At 45.3% G+C, this 18,553-nt stretch carries 17 protein-coding genes; 10 read left to right on the plus strand and 7 right to left on the minus strand.

Going from position 1 to position 18,553, the window contains the following annotated elements:
• Window positions 1-51: 51 nt before the first annotated feature.
• From pseC to RTP55_RS09990, 8 genes are read left to right on the plus strand one after another with little or no spacing between them, the layout of a single operon-like run.
• Window positions 52-1,233, plus strand: a complete 1,182-nt coding sequence (gene pseC / locus RTP55_RS09955; protein WP_312385851.1) for a UDP-4-amino-4,6-dideoxy-N-acetyl-beta-L-altrosamine transaminase — start codon at window positions 52-54, stop codon at window positions 1,231-1,233.
• Window positions 1,233-1,907 carry a pseudaminic acid cytidylyltransferase gene (gene pseF / locus RTP55_RS09960; RefSeq protein WP_312385852.1) on the plus strand — a complete coding sequence of 225 codons (675 nt, stop codon included), beginning with the start codon at window positions 1,233-1,235 and terminating at the stop codon, window positions 1,905-1,907. The genes pseC and pseF overlap by 1 nt, the downstream gene beginning before the upstream one ends.
• On the plus strand, window positions 1,904-3,598 hold the full coding sequence (pseG, locus tag RTP55_RS09965; RefSeq protein WP_312385853.1) for a UDP-2,4-diacetamido-2,4,6-trideoxy-beta-L-altropyranose hydrolase: 1,695 nt from the start codon (window positions 1,904-1,906) through the stop codon (window positions 3,596-3,598). The genes pseF and pseG overlap by 4 nt, the downstream gene beginning before the upstream one ends.
• Window positions 3,599-3,645: 47 nt before the next feature.
• Window positions 3,646-4,698, plus strand: coding sequence for a pseudaminic acid synthase (pseI, locus tag RTP55_RS09970; RefSeq protein ID WP_312385854.1), 1,053 nt, complete (start codon window positions 3,646-3,648; stop codon window positions 4,696-4,698).
• Complete coding sequence (locus tag RTP55_RS09975) at window positions 4,698-5,954, plus strand: oligosaccharide flippase family protein (RefSeq protein WP_312385855.1); 1,257 nt, start codon at window positions 4,698-4,700, stop codon at window positions 5,952-5,954. The genes pseI and RTP55_RS09975 overlap by 1 nt, the downstream gene beginning before the upstream one ends.
• Window positions 5,951-6,952: a glycosyltransferase family 52 gene (locus tag RTP55_RS09980; RefSeq protein ID WP_312385856.1), complete on the plus strand. Its 1,002-nt coding sequence runs from the start codon at window positions 5,951-5,953 to the stop codon at window positions 6,950-6,952. The genes RTP55_RS09975 and RTP55_RS09980 overlap by 4 nt, the downstream gene beginning before the upstream one ends.
• A 4-nt stretch (window positions 6,953-6,956) precedes the next feature.
• A complete protein-coding gene (locus RTP55_RS09985; protein ID WP_312385857.1) occupies window positions 6,957-7,781 on the plus strand; it encodes a beta-1,6-N-acetylglucosaminyltransferase in 825 nt (274 codons plus the stop codon).
• Window positions 7,778-8,587 (plus strand): glycosyltransferase family 2 protein, encoded by an 810-nt coding sequence (locus tag RTP55_RS09990; protein ID WP_312385858.1) that lies wholly within the window; start codon window positions 7,778-7,780, stop codon window positions 8,585-8,587. Before RTP55_RS09985 ends, RTP55_RS09990 begins: the two co-directional genes overlap by 4 nt.
• 1 nt (window position 8,588) lies before the next feature.
• Here the strand turns inward: RTP55_RS09990 and mnmC1 are convergent, their stop codons facing one another.
• Window positions 8,589-10,661: an FAD-dependent 5-carboxymethylaminomethyl-2-thiouridine(34) oxidoreductase MnmC1 gene (mnmC1, locus tag RTP55_RS09995; protein ID WP_312385859.1), complete on the minus strand. Its 2,073-nt coding sequence runs from the start codon at window positions 10,659-10,661 to the stop codon at window positions 8,589-8,591.
• A 146-nt stretch (window positions 10,662-10,807) separates the two neighbouring features.
• Between mnmC1 and RTP55_RS10000 the strand changes: the two genes are divergently transcribed.
• A complete protein-coding gene (locus tag RTP55_RS10000) occupies window positions 10,808-12,157 on the plus strand; it encodes an APC family permease (RefSeq protein ID WP_312385860.1) in 1,350 nt (449 codons plus the stop codon).
• A 52-nt stretch (window positions 12,158-12,209) separates the two neighbouring features.
• Here RTP55_RS10000 and RTP55_RS10005 read toward each other — a convergent pair whose 3' ends face one another.
• From RTP55_RS10005 to RTP55_RS10020, 4 genes are all read right to left on the minus strand, one after another.
• Window positions 12,210-13,490, minus strand: coding sequence for a TIGR03862 family flavoprotein (locus RTP55_RS10005; protein WP_312385861.1), 1,281 nt, complete (start codon window positions 13,488-13,490; stop codon window positions 12,210-12,212).
• A gap of 30 nt (window positions 13,491-13,520) precedes the next feature.
• Window positions 13,521-13,949: an SH3 domain-containing protein gene (locus RTP55_RS10010; protein WP_007115179.1), complete on the minus strand. Its 429-nt coding sequence runs from the start codon at window positions 13,947-13,949 to the stop codon at window positions 13,521-13,523.
• Between the two features lie 65 nt (window positions 13,950-14,014).
• On the minus strand, window positions 14,015-14,317 hold the full coding sequence (locus RTP55_RS10015; RefSeq protein WP_007115180.1) for a YciI family protein: 303 nt from the start codon (window positions 14,315-14,317) through the stop codon (window positions 14,015-14,017).
• Window positions 14,318-14,329: 12 nt separating this feature from the next.
• Window positions 14,330-14,893, minus strand: a complete 564-nt coding sequence (locus tag RTP55_RS10020) for an inner membrane-spanning protein YciB (RefSeq protein ID WP_007115181.1) — start codon at window positions 14,891-14,893, stop codon at window positions 14,330-14,332.
• A gap of 191 nt (window positions 14,894-15,084) precedes the next feature.
• On the opposite strand from RTP55_RS10020, the gene RTP55_RS10025 reads away from it, so the two are divergent.
• Window positions 15,085-16,008 carry a PHP domain-containing protein gene (locus RTP55_RS10025; protein WP_312385862.1) on the plus strand — a complete coding sequence of 308 codons (924 nt, stop codon included), beginning with the start codon at window positions 15,085-15,087 and terminating at the stop codon, window positions 16,006-16,008.
• Window positions 16,009-16,175: 167 nt separating this feature from the next.
• Here the strand turns inward: RTP55_RS10025 and RTP55_RS10030 are convergent, their stop codons facing one another.
• Window positions 16,176-16,742: a FixH family protein gene (locus tag RTP55_RS10030; RefSeq protein WP_040403153.1), complete on the minus strand. Its 567-nt coding sequence runs from the start codon at window positions 16,740-16,742 to the stop codon at window positions 16,176-16,178.
• A gap of 126 nt (window positions 16,743-16,868) precedes the next feature.
• Window positions 16,869-18,293, minus strand: coding sequence for a cytochrome c oxidase accessory protein CcoG (gene ccoG / locus RTP55_RS10035; RefSeq protein ID WP_312385863.1), 1,425 nt, complete (start codon window positions 18,291-18,293; stop codon window positions 16,869-16,871).
• Between the last annotated feature and the right edge of the window lie 260 nt (window positions 18,294-18,553).

The following is an 18,553-nucleotide window of genomic DNA, read 5'->3' on the forward strand; positions in this document are numbered from 1 at the left end:
CTAACCCTTGATAACAAACCCACTTAATAACGAACCCCTTGGGCAAATATTATGGCAAATCAATTTATCCCTTATGGTCGTCAGCATATCACCCAAACTGATATTGATGCAGTGGTCGCTGTGCTACAGTCTGATTTTTTGACCCAAGGTAGTCAAGTACCGGCGTTTGAAGAACGCGTCGCTACCTATACGGGGGCAAAGTTTGGCGTGGCGGTGAATAGTGCGACGTCAGCACTACATATTGCTTGTTTGGCATTGGGGCTTGGTCAAGGTGAAAAGGGTAAAGACGACTGGCTGTGGACGACGCCGATTACCTTTACCGCATCTGCCAACTGTGGATTGTACTGTGGTGCTAACATTGATTTTGTGGATATTGATCCGCTAACGCTCAATATGTCTATCAACGCGTTAGCAGAAAAGTTACAGCTTGCCGATGCTGAAAACCGCTTGCCAAAAATAGTCATTCCCGTGCATTTCACCGGTGAACCCTGTGATATGGCGGCCATTCATGCGCTATCACAGCAATATGGCTTTAAGGTTATTGAGGATGCCTCGCATGCCATTGGTGGCAAATATCACAATCAACCAATTGGCAATTGTGAGTTTAGCGACATTACCGTCTTTAGCTTTCACCCTGTCAAAATCATTACCACCGCAGAAGGTGGACTGGCAACAACGAATGACCCCGTGTTGGCGGAAAAAATGCAGTTGCTCCGTAGTCATGGTATCACCCGTGATGCCAATCTAATGACCCACGAACCTGACGGTGGTTGGTATTATCAGCAAATTGATTTGGGCTTTAACTATCGCATGACCGAATTGCAAGGGGCATTGGGGGTGAGTCAAATGAACTATTTGGATGACTTTGTCACTCGCCGTCACCAGCTTGGCAAGCGTTATGATGAATTATTAACAGATTTACCGATTATTTTGCCTTATCGCAATCCTGCTAATTATTCGGGGTTTCATTTATATCCCATTCAACTAACAGCGGACAGTGGCAAAACGCGTAAGCAAGTGTTTGACAGTTTGCGGGCGCAAAATATCGGGGTGAATGTGCATTATATTCCAGTGCATACCCAGCCGTATTATGCCAAGCTGGGCTTTAAACAAGGCGATTTTCCCCATGCCGAAAGCTACTATGCCCAAGCGATTAGTTTGCCATTATATTATGACTTAAGCGAAGCCTCGCAAGCGCAAGTGGTCAATGCAATTTATCAGGCATTAGCATAATGAAGGTCTGTATCATCCCTGCGCGTGGGGGGAGTAAACGCATTCCGCGCAAAAACATCAAAGATTTTTGTGGCAAACCCATGCTGGCTCGTGCCATTGAAACGGCAAAAAACAGCCAACTGTTTGAGCAGATTATTGTCTCCACTGATGATAGCGCTATTGCCGATATCGCTCAACACCATGGTGCCACTGTCAGCCAAAGACCTGCCGAGCTTGCCGATGATTACGCCACTACTGCTGCGGTGATTCGGCATGTGCTGCAGAGCATGCCAAAAGCTAGCCATATCTGCTGTCTATACCCCTGTACGCCGTTATTAAAATCGCAGTATTTAACCGAAAGTTTTGAGTGTTGGCAGTCATCCAACAGTTTGTATTGTTTTCCGGTTTTAGAATTTGAATCCAATGTATTACGCTCACTAAAATTAAGCGATGCCGGTGAAGTGTCGAGCATGTTTAGCCAACATGAACTTACTAGAACCCAAGATTTGACGCAGGCTTATTTTGACGCAGGGCAATTTTATTGGGGCAGTCGTGAAGCATGGCTCAGCGAGGATAAAATCCATAATCATGCCCTAGGCTATGTGTTGCCAAAATACAGCGTTGTTGATATTGATGATGAAAATGATTGGCGATTTGCTGAGCGTCTATACCAAGCGCAATTGGCGCTAGCATGAAGATCGTGGTCCGAGCAGACGCAAGTTTAACGATGGGTAGCGGTCATATCATGCGTTGTCTCACGCTCGCTGACCGATTAAAACAGCAAGGGCATGACATCACGTTTATTTGTCGGAAGCATGACGGGCATTTGGCGGATTTGATTGGGCAAAAAGGTTTTGCGGTGCAGCTGTTAGCCAAAGGCGAGACTGCAGATTTTATCAAACAGCATGCCCATAGCGAGTGGCTAGGCGCCAGTGAAAGCGATGATTTTGCTGAGTGTAAACCCATCTTGCAAGCGTTAAAGCCAGATTGGCTGATTATCGACCATTATGCGATTGGCGAAAAATGGGAGCAACAAGCTAAACGACTGTTGCCAAACCTTAAAATTTTAGCCATTGACGATTTAGCCGACCGAACGCACGACTGTGAGATTTTGCTCGACCAAAATTTTGGGCGAAAAAACGAAGATTATCAATCGCTTGTGCCAAGTCATTGCCAGCGACTACTAGGCACGCGTTATACACTATTACGTGATGAGTTTGCCAGCTGGCGAGCGATGAGCCTAAACAGACGTAAAAGCGTACAGCCGCCCAACAATATATTGGTCAATCTTGGCGGTGTCGATAACGATAATGTCACACTCAAGATTTTGCAAAGTCTCAATACCTTTGTGCAACAATCTGCGCAAGCGTTTAACGTGACTGTCGTCATGGGCAAAACCGCACCGCATATCGAAAGTGTGCAAAGGTTTGCCAAACATGCAAGTTTTGCGTGTGCGGTTCTTGTCAATGTGACTAATATGGCGCAATTGATGGCAAATGCTGACCTTGCGATTGGGGCTGCAGGCAGCACGACTTGGGAGCGCTGTTGTTTGGGCTTGCCGATGGTGCTGATCGTGCTTGCCGATAACCAACAGGTGATTGCCAAAGCGTTGGCAGATAAAAACGTGGTCAAAGTGGTGACTGACATGGCTACATTGGATGAGCAACTGCCCCGCTTGTTGAGCGAATTAACCGATAATTATAAAAAATTCAGCCACCAACCTGCCAAACTGGTCGATGGGCAAGGGGCAAAACGGGTTGCGCACTGGATTGAATTTTCGCAAAAATTTCAACATTGTCAAGTGAGACAAGCGACCCAAGCCGATAGCCAGATGATTTGGCAATGGCGTAATCACATCGACGTACGCCAGTGGATGTTTGGGCAAGATGAAATTGCCCTTGCTGACCACGACAAATGGTATCGCAAACAGCTTGACCATGCCAATGTGCATTTGCTGATTTTTGAAACGGATGGGAGTAAAGGCGGCGAGCCGATGGGGCTAGTCAATGTTACCCAAATGACGGTGGATAAATACCAGACGCTGCAGTTGGCAAACACCCATGCGCCAAACCCTAATGCGTCAAATCCTAATTCTTTAAGCGCGAATGAAAAAACTGCCAGTTGGGGGTTTTATTTATCCCCTAATAGCGCAAAAGGGCAGGGGCTTGGCTTTGCGTTGGGAGTTTTGGCGATTGCACGGATTTTCAACACCACAGGCATTGGCAAAATCACCGCGCAAGTGCTGGCATATAATACCGCGTCATTGGCGTTACATCGTAAATTGGGATTTAGCGAAACAGGCGTGTTACAACAGCATTTTGGTGTGGGTGACAAAGTGTATGATGTGGTTGAGTTTGAATTAAAATCGCAAGATTTTTTATTTTAGGGGTGGGTCTGAGTGGGGTGTCTATGAATCAAAACATGAATCAAAATATGAATCAAAATTTCAGCATTAACAATCGCCCAATCGGCATTGACCATGCGCCATATATCATTGCTGAAATGTCCGCCAACCACAACGGCGACATCAATAACGCTTACCGTATCATTGACATGGCAAAGGCGTGCGGTGCTGATGCGGTCAAAATGCAAACCTACACCGCAGATACCATCACCCTCAATAGCAGCGCCGCTGACTTTCAAATTCATGGGGGATTGTGGGACGGGCGTACCTTGTATGACTTGTACCAAGAAGCTTACACGCCGTGGGAGTGGCATAAACCATTGTTTGAGTACGCTCACAAAGTCGGTATCACCATGTTTAGCTCACCGTTTGACTTGACTGCGGTGGATTTGCTCGAGGATTTGAACGCCCCAGCGTACAAAATCGCCTCGTTTGAAGCCATTGATTTACCGCTTATCAAATATGTAGCAAGTACCGGTAAACCGATGATTATCTCTACAGGGATGGCGGACCAAACCGAAATTGCCGAGGCGGTTGTCGCCGCTCGTGATGGCGGCTGCAAACAGCTTGCGTTATTGCACTGCGTGAGTGGTTACCCTGCCCCCGCACAGGACTATAACCTGCGTACCATTGTCGATATGCAGCGCCGTTTTGGCGTGCCGATTGGCTTATCCGACCATACGCTTGACAACACTACCGCCGTCACAAGCGTGGCATTGGGGGCGTGTATCATCGAAAAACACGTCACCCTAGACCGCAATGGCGGCGGGGCGGATGACAGTTTTTCACTGGAAAAAGACGAACTCACCGCGCTCTGCCGTGACAGCAAAACCGCTTGGCAAGCGCTGGGACAAGTCGATTATGGGCGAAAATCAAGCGAAATCGGCAATGTGCAATTTCGCCGTTCACTGTATTTTGTCAAAGACATGACGGCAGGGGATGTGATTGATGAAAGCTGCATCCGTAGCGTTCGCCCTGGCTTTGGGCTTGCCCCGAAGTTTTATGATGAGTTGATGGGCAAAAAAGTGATAACGGATATCCAAGCTAATACCGTCACCTCGTGGGATGTCCTTGAAAGGTAATGTTAAATAAAATTAAACGTTTAACACAATCTGCTTTGCTCAAGGACAGCCTGATTTATGTGGTGGGCGAGATGACGGCCAAAGCCGTGCCGTTTTTACTATTGCCCTATTTGACACGGGTCTTAGGCACAACGGGCTTTGGTGATTTGTCCTATTATTTATCGCTCACGGCATTTATTGTAATCGCCATGAGTCTGTCGCAAAATGGTGCTTTGACCCGTTATTTTTATGTGTATGGCAGGCATGGGCTGGGCAATATTTTATTGGCGGGCGGGCTATATAGCGTGGGCGTACTGCTGATTGGCACAGCGATTAGTTGGCTGTTACATAGCGAATTGTTATTTTACTGCTTTTTTACCGCCTTTTTGCAAACCTTGGTGCAAAATCAACTGGCACTACGGCAATGCCAAAAACGCCCGTTTAGCTATCTGACCATCCAACTGGGCTTAGCCTTGGGCAATTTACTATGGACGGTGCTGATTTTTCAGTTTTTTGCTGGCGATACCACCGATAAAGTTGCCCAGCGTCTTATTGCAATTATCTTGGCGCATGGGGTTACTTTTGTCGCAGCATTGGCGTGGGCAAAATACCAATTTGCTATCAAGTTTCGCTTTACCCCAAAACGGCTCAAACTGGGACTTGGTTATATTTTAACGCTAGGCTTGCCGCTGCTGTTACATGGGTTAAGCTATACCATCAAAGGGCAACTTGACCGAGTGTTGATTCACGAGCGGTTTAGCAGTCATGAGCTAGGCGTATACTCGGCAGGGGTGCAAGTCGCCAGTAGCTTGACCATTGTGATTATGGCGGTCAATTCTGCGCTGGTGCCTCACTTATATGAACGGCTAAAATCACAGCGCATGACAGTGATGCAATTGCATCGACTGTTTTGGCTGAGTTTAATAGTGCCTGTTATGTTGACTGCCATGGCTTGGGCGATGCCGTCGTCATTGATGGCGTGGTTATTGGGGGCAGATTTTGCCCAAAGCCAGTATTATGTAGTGATGTTTGTACTGGCGTTTTCGCTGATAATTCCGTATTTATTATTGGTGAATTTTTTGTTTTATCATGCCAAAAGCGCGCAAATTTCGCTGTGTTCCGTCATCTCAACGGTGGTGTATTTGCTTGCCTTGTGGGTGTTAAGTGGCGTATCACTGGCGGTGGTGCCATATGCGACTATTATTAGTGGCGTGGTGATTTTGCCGCTGTTATATTATTATACGCTGCAGGTGGAAAAGGTCAAAAAAACGCCATGAATCTTATTCTTTGTATCACCCCCTTGCAAGTGTTGATTGCCAAGCAAATTATTAAGAAGCACAGTACCCCTTTTATTGGGCTTTATTTGCCGTATGGCGTCCATTCAAAAAGCGAGCCCAAACATCGCTATTATTTTGAACAACTTGAGCAGGTCTGCGAAAAATCCGCCTTTATCGAACTGAACAATAAAACCTGGGGCGAACGTTTTGCCACCCTAAACCACATCAAGACCACGCTTAACACGCTTGATGTTTGGCAAAAACCTATCGAAAACGTCTATCTTGCCAGTATTGACGTGTTATTTTTGCAATATGTTATTTCTAAAGTAAAATTCCAACAGCTGTATACCTTTGATGACGGCACCGCTAATATTTTCCCCAATTCTAGCTATTTTCAACCGTTACCAAAATCCTTGCCACTACAACTGTTTAAACGCGTCGTGGGCATTACTTATCCCAGTATCCCTAGTATTTTGGCGATCTCCAAAAAACATTTCACCATTTTTCCTCAGGAAAAAAATATCATAGACGCTACCCATCCCGTTTATTTGTTTGATAAAGTAGACAATCAGCCTAATGAGAATTTGCCGGTAAAACGGCTGTTATTGGGGCAAGCTCTTGATAACTTTATCGGCGAAACGGCGTATCGGGATATCGTGACAAAGATGGTAAGCGAGTTTGCCATTGACGCATTTTGTCCGCACCCGCGAGAAAACTTGGATTTTAGCCATCTTTTGCCGGTGATTGATAGCGATAAAATCATTGAAGATTATCTAAGCGAGGCATTGCAACAAACCCCCCAGCAGCGCTTTGAAATTTATACCTTTATCAGCACTGCCGTGTTTTCGCTCAAAGAATTTCCCCGCACCCAAGTATTTATGGTATATACCCAAGCGCTGTGGGATAAATTCCCTGATGCGTATCAGTTTCTTGCCAGTCGTGGTTTTACCCTCATTAATTTAGATGACGCAGATAATCTAAATGGGTTCAAAGGGTAATCATATGAAAAAACACGCCTTACTTATCCAAGCCCATCAAGATATCAGTTATTTTATTAAGCTGGCGAAAATTCAGCCCAATGTCAATTTCTATGTGCATATAGATGCAAAATCCGATTATTTTCCTGACGCTGAGACTGCACAGCTAGCCAATGTATTTTTGCTCAAATATAGGGTATCGGTACGTTGGGGCGGTTTTAGCCAAATTGAAGCGACGTTAAAATTGTTTGAAACAGCGTTTGCCCATGAGGACAATGCTTATTTTCATCTGTTAAGCGGTGAAGATGTGGTGTTACAACCATTTGAAGTGATAGAAAAACAGTGGCAACATCAGTTTGGTTTTCAGGCGATGATGACCTGCGAGATAGCCCCACAGTATGCCTATCGCTTTATTATGGACAGTCCCCATGCCGACAGCAACTGGCAACGGCAATTGACGGGTAAAATCATCACCAAACTGCAACAAGGCGTGGCAAAAGTAAAACCCTATCACTCACCCATTTATTTTGGCTCACAATGGTTTTCAGTGACGCGTGCAGACTGGGAAAAAATTGTGCCTTTTACCGATGAATACAGTGATTTTTTCCGTCACAAACTGGTGCCCGATGAGCATTTTTTTCAAACCCTAATTACTGAAAAATTAACCAATCAAATTCGCCTAAGCAATGATAACCGCCGACTGATTATTTTTGACAAAAATGTGAATAATGGCAATAGCCCGATTTATTTGGATTTATTAAAGCTTGAGCGGGCGAAATTTGACGGCTATTGGTTTGCGCGTAAAGTAAAAAAGGATGTGGCATTGACTTGGCTGGATGAATTAACATGAAATTTTCTGTATTGATGTCCCTATACGACAAAGAAAACCCCGAATTTCTAGCCGAATGTCTAGCCAGCTTGGTCAATCAAACACGCCAAGCCGATGAGATTGTGTTGGTTTTTGATGGTCCCATCAATGTGGCATTGCAAAAAGTGGTACAAGAGTTTAAGCCGCAACTACCGTTAACGATTATCGCTTTAACAAAAAATGTCGGGCTTGGACAAGCCTTGAATGCAGGTCTAAACGCTTGTCAACATGACTGGGTCATGCGTATGGATACGGATGATATCTGTGTGGCTAACCGCTTTGAGCAGCAAATCAACTTTATCCAAAATCATCCCGAAATTGACGTGTTGGGCGGGCAAATCATTGAATTTGAAAAGCAGCTATCACAGGGGAAAAAATCTCGCACGGTGCCAACCTCACACGAGGCAATTTTTGCCGCAGCCAAGTCGCGCAATCCTATCAACCACATGACGGTTGCCTTCAAAAAATCAGCGGTACAAGCGGTCGGTAGCTATCGGCATGCGCCGCTGTTTGAAGACTATGATTTGTGGGTGCGGTTGTTGGTCGCTGACTATCAGTTTGCCAATTTGTCCGAGGTGCTGGTGTATGCACGGGCAGGGGATGCGATGTATGAACGGCGCGGGGGCTTGGCGTATGCCCGTTACGAGTGGGCTATTCAGCAAAGCTTTTATCAACAAGGGTTTTTGCCTATTGCGCAATTGCTTAAAAATCTCGCCATTCGCTTACCGGTGCGATTATTGCCAAATAGTTTACGCAGTTTGATTTATCAAAAACTGCTGAGAAAATAACTTAGCGTCGAATGACCTTGCGATTGGGGCTTAAACTGTTGACCATGTTGTTAGCTAACGGCAATATTTCCCCACACAGTAAACCGACCAATAGCTCACTACAAATCGGCGCATAAGCATAGCCCTTTGACCCCAATGCCGAAAAGATCCAGACTCGGCTTTTGCTTTCATAACCCGCTTGCCACACCTGCCCAACTAGGGGTAGATAATCCACGGTTTGGCTGCGGATACTGGCGCGACCCTGCCAATGGGGTATGTTTTTTTCGACGGTAAATATATCGGTGTTGTTGACCAAATCGGGCACTGCACACGCCAAATCAGCCACATTCATCTGATGGTCAGCAACTGCTGGCGTGGTATCCAAGGTATCCCTAACAAAACTTGCCCCAAGCATGACATGAAGCTTACTGTTTTCATTAAAACTGGCGTAATAACTGCCATACTTTAGCGGCATTTTTGGCAACTGTGCTTTATCATGCGCATCGACAGCAAACCACGTCACTTGCCCACGGCTGTGATTAAAGCGTTTGACGGTGGGTAGAAAATCGCAGGTGTCTAATGCCATGCACAAAATCACATGATCAAAAAACTGCTGACGCTCAGTGAATGTTAATAGCATTTGGTCGCAATCTTGCTGAAAATAGGTTAATTCCTCGGTTTGAAAGCTGATATTGGGGTGGCATAAAACAGCGTTGGCAAAGTTTGCGGTAGTGATTAATCCGGCATTGGGCAAAAATATTGCTTGCCCAATCTCATAACCGACCTTTGCTTTGGCTTGTTCGGCGGTCAATAAACGGGCAAATTCAATGGGAAAATCTTTGACTTCATCAAGATGTAAGCGATTGTGTGAGAGTAAATCCAAACAGCCGGTGGTCTGTAGGATGTTAATACCGGTCTGTGCGGTCAAATAAGGGTAAAATCGACAGCTTGCCAAATAACCAATCGCATGTAGATTGGTTTCAAGGCGTTTTAGGCTGGTAAGTTTTGGCGCAAGAAAACCGCGGATGTTGCCCGATGCCCCTGCCAATGGTTGCGCTTTATCAAAAATGGTGACCTTGTGTCCACGGGCGGCTAAGGCATACGCACTGCTTAACCCCGCCACACCCGCGCCAATCACCGCCACAGACAGCGGTTTTGTAATAGCAGAAAAATTGGGTAGTTTAAAGCCTTTAACGTTATTGGCTTTTCGACGCTGACGACGTCGGGATTCAAACGTGTCAGTAAAGGGTAGGGTGACAAAAAATGGTTTAATTTTCTTGTTATAGCGAAAATAAAGCTCGCAAAAACTGGCGGATGTTAACTTAGGTTGAAAGCTTGCGGTGAGCATTTCTCGCTTTTTGCCAAAGCCTTTACGTTTGGCTAAAGTAAAACCGTGATGTTTTAGCCCCTGTTTGACTGCGCTTGCCACGCTAAATGTCGCCAAAGTCGTGTGAGGTTTGGATAATCTTGCGATTTGAGCCAATAAATCCTTTGACCAAAGCTCTTGGTTACAGCTCGGCGCAAACCCATCAAGCAGCCACGCATCGACTTTACCTTGCCCAGTCACTTGCGACAAACTACTCGTCGCATCGCCAAGCCATAAATCAATCGTCAATCGTTCATCAAACCAGTTCAAACGATGGCAGCCAGCCAGTGGCGGTGGATAGTTGTCAATGAGCTGTTGTGATAACCCAGCAAGCGCTGTCCAGACGCTCAGCGCTTGTTCAAGGTCAGTTTTGCTTAAGGGGAATTTTTCGGTGGTAATGATATGTAAATGGCTGTGATTGTCAGGTCTGATTTGTTGCCACAGTTGCCAAATAGCCAAGATATTAAGCCCTGTACCAAAACCAATTTCACCGATGACAAATCGTTCAAAGTTCCGCAAATTAGCGAGGCGAGTGGCTAAGTCGTTGCCATCAATAAAAACATAGCGAGATTCTGCCAAGCCATCCGTTTTGGAAAAATAAACATCATCAAATTCGCTAGAGAGGGGGACAGTCACGCCGTTATCGTCTAACTGCCAGTGCAGTTTGGCGGTTTGAATGGTTGATGCTGGGGTAGTGCTTGAGACAGGAGGTTGGCTAGATTGTGGCATCAGTGATCCATAATAAATAACTAAAAGTTAGTGCTAAGTAAAATATTACTAATACAAGACTTGAAAACAGCGATTAGGGGGTATAGCATAACTGATTTTTTATCGTTGCAACATGGCATGCAGCTTTTTTTGGGTGTGGTAACAACATGAATCAATCAAGTAACGGGCGTTATAACCTAATCACCGCATTGGCAATGATTGTGGGGATTGTGATTGGCTCAGGGATATTTTTTAAGGCAGACAATGTTTTAAAATATACCAATGGCAATGTGGCATTGGGCGTGGTGGTTTTTGTATTGGCAGCGGTGGCGATTATTTTTGGTTCGCTATCGATTGCTGAGCTGGCAAAACGTACCGATGCCCACGGCGGCTTGATTGGCTATGCCGATGAATTTGTCAGTCCACATTTTTCTACCATGATTGGCTGGTTTCAATTGTTTTTGTATTACCCGACGCTTGGCGTGGTGGTGACGTGGGTAGTAGGTATTTACACCGCCCTGTTATTTGGGGTGAAAGAGGCATCGCTTGAATTACAAATGGGCATCGGTCTGACATGGTTTGTCATTTGTTATCTGTTTAATGTGATGGCAGCAGTGTTTGCAGGGCGTTTCCAAGTCTTTGCCACTGTCGTTAAATTAATTCCGTTATTTGTGCTAGGGGTGATGGCGTTTGTATATGGTGACCCTGTGGCTGCGTTAACTCATCCAAGTGAATCTGCGCGTCAAGCGACCCAGTCTTTGGCATGGCTCGGCGCCATCGGTCCGATTGCGTTTTCGTTTGATGGCTGGGTGGTCTCTACCAGTATTTCAGGGGAAATCAAACATGCCAAACGTAATTTACCCATTGCCTTAGTCGTCGCGCCTATGTTGATTTTATTGGGCTATTTGCTGTACTTTGTTGGACTCACCTCGTATCTAGGCGCCGAGCAAGTGATGGCATTGGGTGATGAAAGCGTGTATGTGGTGGCAACCCAATTATTTGGCGAAACCGCTGCCAAGGCCTTTTTGGTATTTGTGGTGATTTCGGTGATGGGTACGGTGAATGGCTTGGTATTAGGGCTGATTCGTCTGCCCCATTCTTTAGCGCTCAAATCATTGATTCCGTTTAGCGCGCAATTGCGTCACGTCTCGCCCAACTATCAGCTATCGGTTGCTTCAGCGCTGCTAGGTTTTGCCTTATCTATGTTTTGGGCGGCTGTGCATTATGTGGTGATGAAAAGTCAGCTGCTTGGCGATATGGATATCTCAGAAATCGCGATTGTGGTAAGTTACTTGCTGTATTTGGTATTTTACTTTGCGGTGTTTCGATTATGGCAACAAGGTCATATCAAAAGTATGTTATTGGGTGTGATATCGCCAATTTTGGCGGCATTGGGCTCATTGATGGTAGTGTTCGGCGGTATGCAAAATCCGCTGTTTTTGCCTGTCTGCTTACCGATTTGTGCGCTCGTGCTGCTGCTTGCCTACTTTTACAGTCGCTATCTGCACAGCCGATAAGTGCCTTATGTCAAGTGCCTTATGTCAAGTGCATTGCGTCCAATGCATTGCGTCAAGTGCATTGCGTCAATTTTTTGGATAACGCTAAAAACTGCGCCACGCCTTGTCCGGCGGCTCGACCTGTGGCAAAACAAGCCGTCAGCAGATAGCCACCCGTTGGCGCATCCCAATCAAGCATTTCGCCACAGCAAAACACATAAGGATTGGATTTTAGCGCAAAATCCTCGGTTAATGCTGTACGTTTTACCCCGCCGCCACAGCTAATTGCTTCTTCAATCGGTCGAAAACTATCGAATTCTACCGTTAACTGCTTGATTGCCTTTGTCATTTTATCGGCATCATGCCAGTGCGTTTTTGCGACGATTTCTCTGAGTAAGGCGATTTTGACCGGATCAAGTCCCGCCTTTCGCCAAAGGTTAGCTAGCGATTGTTTTTTGGGGTTTTTTAAACTACTCAATAATTTTTCGTCAGACACATCAGGCAGCAAATCAAGTTGTAGTGATACCTTGCCCGTATGATTTAATTGCTCGCGCATGGCACGATTGAGCCGATATATCAGCCCGCTTTCCATACCATAATGGGTGAGAATAATATCACCAAAACCCTGCTCAATTTTGCCATCGGGCAACGTCACCTGAGCTTTCACGCGTTTTAACGCTTTGCCAAAATCGCGGTGCAAATGCGCTGACCAAGGCTGTGACAGTGGGCGACAGATACCGACATTGCTGGCATAGAACGGCGTCAATTCTGTATCGCTGAGCCATGCCTGCCATTTGCCATCACTACCGAGCCGCGACCATGACATCGCGCCCGTTGCCAACACAATCGCATCAAAGCTTTTGCTAACAGTCAGGTTACCGCTTTCATGCACTACCGAAAAAGTCGCTTGCTTGCCCTCAATGTTGTCACAGCTATGCCGATAAAAAAACGTTACACCATCCTGCTGCAGCGCTTGCAACCACGCCCGCAGCAGTGGCGAGGCTTTCATCATGGTAGGAAAGATGCGACCTGTCGAGCCAACAAAAGATTCAATCCCCAAGCGGGTCATAAAATCACGGATATGCGCCGCATTAAAATCTTCAATATGCGGCGTTAGCCAGTCGTTGGGCTGATAGCGTGTGACAAAGGTATCAACGGGCTCAGCGTGCGAGATATTGAGTCCAGATTTACCGGCCATCAACAGTTTGCGGGCAGGGGAAGGTTTTTGTTCAAATACGTGGATTGTAACATCAAACTGGCGCAGATAATCTGCCACCATCAAGCCAGCAGGACCCGCGCCAATGATGGCGACGGTGGGCTTTTTTGGCAAGTCGGTTTGGTTATTTGGCATCATAGCAAGTCAATGTCAGTCTTATAAAGTCGATTACCAACGACCTTTACGTCCCGCGACCATCCAGCCCAGTGCGATACCAAGTATCCCACTGAGCAGTGCAGTGACCGCCCCGTAGATAAAAATTTGTCCACTGCGCTCATTGATAAGTACTTTGACCTGCGTATTTAAACTATCGACTTGGTTTTGTAATTCAGCATTTTTTGCCAATAGTTGTTGGTTGGCTTTAGACAACTGGCTGTCAGTGGGCTGGTTGAGCTGGGCAAGGGTAGGTTGTTTGGGGTTTTGCATGGGTGAGGTGCTACTGGCAACGCTTGAGGCAATCTCTGGCTGTTTGGCGAGTGGTTGTCCTGTTTTTGGGTCAGTGACGACAACTTGCGGTGCTGCATGGGTCAGGCTTGTCACCTGTAATACCGTCAATAACACTGCGCCGCTTGCCAACGTGCCCACTAATTTTTTCATGCTTACCACCTATCACCACCCAGACTTTACCAATTTTGTACTACAAACAACTGTTAAACCCAACATTAACTCACTGATTTAGGAAAAACTTGGATAAAGGGTTTGATATCCACATGACTATACACACCATTTAATAAGTAAGGCTCTTCACTTGCCCAAGCTTGCACTGCTTCATCGCTGTCAAAATCCACGACCAATACACTGCCACTCATTTCAGGCTCTCCATGCGCAATTGGCGTAGGGCCTGCGATGATGAGACGGCGCTGCTCATCTAACTGCGTAAGACGCTCAAGATGAGCAGAACGGAATTGTTTGCGTAGCTCAAGGCTATCAGGGACGTCATGACCAATAATAATATAAAGTGCCATCCATATTCTCCTTTAGTTTTTTCCTTTATCATTGATTTGTTGCTGTATATCTGGATTTAGATGGTTTTTTAAGAACACAAATTGCCCGATTAAAAACACGAGCATCACCGGTATCCATCCCCAGCTTTTAAAATTAATCCAGGTATCGTTGTTGGTAAAAAACGCAAAATAATATTGCAAACCTGCCATCAGCAAGAAATACCCTGCCCAAGCAAGGGTGAGTCTATTCCAGCCCGATTGGGTCAATCGAAACACATTTTTCATTGCCAGTTCTAATAGCGGTTTACCTATCGCAACACTGATAATGAGGGCAACCGCAAATACGCTATTGATGACGGTTGATTTCCATTTTAAAAATGCTTCGTCATGGAAAATTAAGCTTAACCCACAAAATCCCACGGTTAAAATCAGCGTGACCCACTGCTGTTTATTGAGCTTGCCTTTTTGCCGGGCAAAATGCACGACATATACCACCAGTGTGGTAATCAATAACGCCGCCGCACCTGCCAATACCCCTTGCTGTTTGGAAAAGTAAAAAAATGCCAGTAAAGGTAGCAAATCCAATAAACCGCTCATAGTCATCTCTAACAAAAATCTTAGCCGCTAGTTTACACGGATATGCTAAAATCGAAAAGTAACTTTGCGATTTTCCTTGCTTCATTAATCACGTGCCCTTGTGAGCGAGCCAGCGCAGAGTTAACCCCTCTTTGTCTTAACCCCTTTTTGTCCTATTGTTGGCAACCAGCTTTTGTAATTAAGGCGTATTTGTGAATTCTTTAAATCTCGATATCTTGTCTAGCAGTCCTATTTATACCCAACTTCCGATTGATATGCACTGCCACAGTACCCGCTCAGATGGCACTTTTAGCCCAAGCGAAGTGGTGCAAAAAGCGCATGATAAAGGGGTGAAAGTATTATCCTTAAGCGACCATGATACGGTACTTGGTATCCTTGAGGCGCGCCAAACCGCTGAAAGTCTTGGTATGACGCTGATTCATGGTGTCGAAATCAGCTGTCGTCATCGTGTCATGGGCGGCTACTCCAAAAAACCTGCCCAAAATGAAAAAGTGATTCATGTATTGGGGTACGGCTTTGGTGATATCGAAACAATGCATAGCAAACTCGCTGCCATCCAAGCCAATCGAGAAACGCGCGGCTATGCGATGTGCGAGCGTGTGGCAAGTACCTTTAAACGCCCAATGGATGAGATTTGGCAGGCGGTGTTAGTGCAAGCCAAAGGTAATCCGCAAGCGGTCGGTCGTACCCACATTGCCAAAGTGATGGCGGATCAAGGCTTGGTGAGTGATGTGCAAAAAGCCTTTACCGGCTATTTGGCTGACCATAAACCTTGCTATGTGGCACTCGATGGCTTATCGCTTAAAGATTGCATCAATTTGATTCATGAGTGTGGTGGCAAAGCGTCTTTGGCTCATGCGACCCGTTATAATTTAACCGCCAACAAAGTGCGTAAACTGATTGCAGATTTTGCCAGTAGCGGTGGCGATGCGGTGGAATTGCCCGCCAGCAATGAGCCGACTTCAACCCGCCATATGGTCGATAGAGTGATTAAAGAGCATGAATTAAAGGTGTCTATCGGTAGTGATTTTCATGGCACGACCATGCCGTGGCGCGTGCTTGGCGGTGTGCCAAAATTGCACGAAGGACAAGTGGGGATTTGGGAGAGTTGTTAAAAATTTACCCTCAGTTACCATTTTTTTAACTAACAAGCAGGGGCTTCTAAATATCCAGCAAGATTTTTTAGCATTTTACTGATGAGGATATTTATGAAAGGTACAAGGAAGCCAAGTAGCTGTAACCTAGTACCTGTAACCCAGTACCTCTAATTAGTTGACTGAAACTAAGATTTTTTATCAAACGCAGTTAGTGGCTTAAAGGCAATCGACTTCGCCATCGGCAATTCCTCAATCGCACGCAGCCGCCAGCTATTGGCTGGGTCATGCACCACAATATAGTATTTGCCTTTAGACGGATCTAGCTGCACATTGCCCGCATAACTGCCATCACTTAACCGTTTGACAATAATGTCACGGTCTTTTTGCTTTTGGGTGGCATGGGAAATCTCCACTGCCAATTGCTCAGGTGCTTTAAACTTGTCACTAGCGGGCGCCTCAAGTTTAAAATTGACTGCCTGATGACTAATCAGCATTTGACCGGTTAGCCCCAAATCATGCGCCAGTTTGTCTTTGGACACATCCGCATATAAGGTCTTACCATCCATGTACCAGTCATCACGCACGGTGGAGTCTTGGATTCTCACCGAGTAAAACACGAACCAGATACAGGCGACTACCACAAATAGCGGCAAACCAATAACAAAAATCCAAACCATATAATTTTTATACCAAAGTTTGGATATCGACTGATTAGAAGTTGATGAAGCAGGAGAATTTGTTGGTGTTGCCATAGACCACTCAGCAGATAACAATCAAAAAGCTAGTATAGCAGAAAAACCCATGCCCCAATAACGTGCGCCAATAATTTGGCACAAAAAAAGCCGATTATCAAAATCAGCTTCTTTAGGCAATTAAATTTATTTATCTGTGGTAAATACGTTATCTTTTACCGCTTTATATTTGCCGCCATCATCCACGCTCACCACTTGCATTTGGATAGGGATATTGCTTTGGGTAATCACTTTTGGATCGCCCAGCACACTGACAGGGAAGTCATAACTTTCGCCTGCTTCTAATGGAATGGTTTTAAAGCGACTATCAAGTTTTAAGCCGGGTTGTGGTGTCAACGTCACCGCATAATCATGGTTTTGCTGGGTTTTATTGGTAATTTTGATGATGTAGTTATTTTCTACCAAACCTTGCGCATTGATTGACGACAACTGGTTACGGTCACGGCGAATATCAATCTGCAGTGGTACACGGCTGGTTAAAAAATAAACCCCCGTCCCAATCAACAACGCAATCACCGCCAAATAAGCAAAAAACCGTGGACGCAAAATTTTACTTGGCTCATTCTCTACCAATTGGCGTTCGGTACTATACCGTATCAAACCGCGTGGTTTATTGACTTTATCCATGATGTAATTACACGCATCGACACAGGCCGCGCACTGAATACATTCAACTTGCAAACCATCACGAATATCGATACCCGTCGGACACACTTGCACACACATCAGACAGTTGATACAGTCACCTAAATTCTCATCTTCACCGCCTCTTTTACGCGCGCCACGTGGCTCACCACGTTTATAGTCATAGGTTACAATTAACGTATCTTTATCGAACATCACACTTTGGAAGCGGCCATAGGGACAAATATGGGTACAAAAGTGCTCACGCATATAGCCTGCATTGGCAAATGTCGCAAAGGTAAAAATAAGTACCGAAACCCAAGTTAATGGCGTCCAATCTGGTACAGGAATACCGCCAAACCATTGCCAACTATGATAAAGATAATCAGTCCCAACGGCATAACTACTAAACGTCAATGCAGTCACCAACGCCATGATAAACCAAATCAGATACACCAAGCCGCGTTTCATGATTTTTTCGCCATTCCAAGGCGCTTTATCTAATTTAAACTGCTTATTACGATCACCGATGATAAGCTTCTCAGTGTATTGGTACATATGCGTCCAAATCGTCTGTGGGCAGGCATAGCCACACCACACACGACCGGCATAAACGGTCACCATAAACAATAAAAAGGCAGCAACCATAAAGAAAAACGCAAAAATAAAAACGTCTTGGGGTAAAAAAGTTAGCCCAAATAGCACAATCTTAGAACCCGAGAAATCAAACCATATTGCTTGGTGTCCGCCATAGCGAATCCATGGCAACACCAAAAACAACAACAATAAAAAATACATACTTACAACGCGGATGTTTTGATAAAAACCCGTCACAAAACGGGGGTGTACGCGTTTTTTAGTGGCATCTACTTGGTGGACAGGTAGTCTAAAATCATTACCAGCAGGGGAAGGAGGTTGTACAGACATTGTTTGCCCTCACATATTTTCTGACATGAATATAAAAAAATGAAAGACGACAACCGCAAAACCACCGAACATCGCCTAACGAAAAATTGCTTAAACAATATATTCAATTATATATCAAATGGCAGTAAATACCCACAAAATAAAGGGAGTTATCAACAACTGCAAAATAAATGAAAAAACTTTTCGTAGTGGTATTGACAGGGGGAAAGAAAAGCGTATAATACGCACTCACTGGCAGCGACTACAGCCACAAACTGTAG

This window comes from Moraxella sp. CTOTU47579, from assembly GCF_032004885.1.
Taxonomy (GTDB): Bacteria; Pseudomonadota; Gammaproteobacteria; order Pseudomonadales; family Moraxellaceae; genus Faucicola; species Faucicola tetraodonis.

Coding starts and splice junctions, on each gene's coding strand:
- pseC (WP_312385851.1), top strand. CDS start 52: ATGGCAAATCAATTTATCCCTTATGGTCGTCAGCATATCACCCAAACT.
- pseF (WP_312385852.1), top strand. CDS start 1,233: ATGAAGGTCTGTATCATCCCTGCGCGTGGGGGGAGTAAACGCATTCCG.
- pseG (WP_312385853.1), top strand. CDS start 1,904: ATGAAGATCGTGGTCCGAGCAGACGCAAGTTTAACGATGGGTAGCGGT.
- pseI (WP_312385854.1), top strand. CDS start 3,646: ATGAATCAAAATTTCAGCATTAACAATCGCCCAATCGGCATTGACCAT.
- RTP55_RS09975 (WP_312385855.1), top strand. CDS start 4,698: ATGTTAAATAAAATTAAACGTTTAACACAATCTGCTTTGCTCAAGGAC.
- RTP55_RS09980 (WP_312385856.1), top strand. CDS start 5,951: ATGAATCTTATTCTTTGTATCACCCCCTTGCAAGTGTTGATTGCCAAG.
- RTP55_RS09985 (WP_312385857.1), top strand. CDS start 6,957: ATGAAAAAACACGCCTTACTTATCCAAGCCCATCAAGATATCAGTTAT.
- RTP55_RS09990 (WP_312385858.1), top strand. CDS start 7,778: ATGAAATTTTCTGTATTGATGTCCCTATACGACAAAGAAAACCCCGAA.
- mnmC1 (WP_312385859.1), bottom strand. CDS start 10,661: ATGCCACAATCTAGCCAACCTCCTGTCTCAAGCACTACCCCAGCATCA.
- RTP55_RS10000 (WP_312385860.1), top strand. CDS start 10,808: ATGAATCAATCAAGTAACGGGCGTTATAACCTAATCACCGCATTGGCA.
- RTP55_RS10005 (WP_312385861.1), bottom strand. CDS start 13,490: ATGATGCCAAATAACCAAACCGACTTGCCAAAAAAGCCCACCGTCGCC.
- RTP55_RS10010 (WP_007115179.1), bottom strand. CDS start 13,949: ATGAAAAAATTAGTGGGCACGTTGGCAAGCGGCGCAGTGTTATTGACG.
- RTP55_RS10015 (WP_007115180.1), bottom strand. CDS start 14,317: ATGGCACTTTATATTATTATTGGTCATGACGTCCCTGATAGCCTTGAG.
- RTP55_RS10020 (WP_007115181.1), bottom strand. CDS start 14,893: ATGAGCGGTTTATTGGATTTGCTACCTTTACTGGCATTTTTTTACTTT.
- RTP55_RS10030 (WP_040403153.1), bottom strand. CDS start 16,742: ATGGCAACACCAACAAATTCTCCTGCTTCATCAACTTCTAATCAGTCG.
- ccoG (WP_312385863.1), bottom strand. CDS start 18,293: ATGTCTGTACAACCTCCTTCCCCTGCTGGTAATGATTTTAGACTACCT.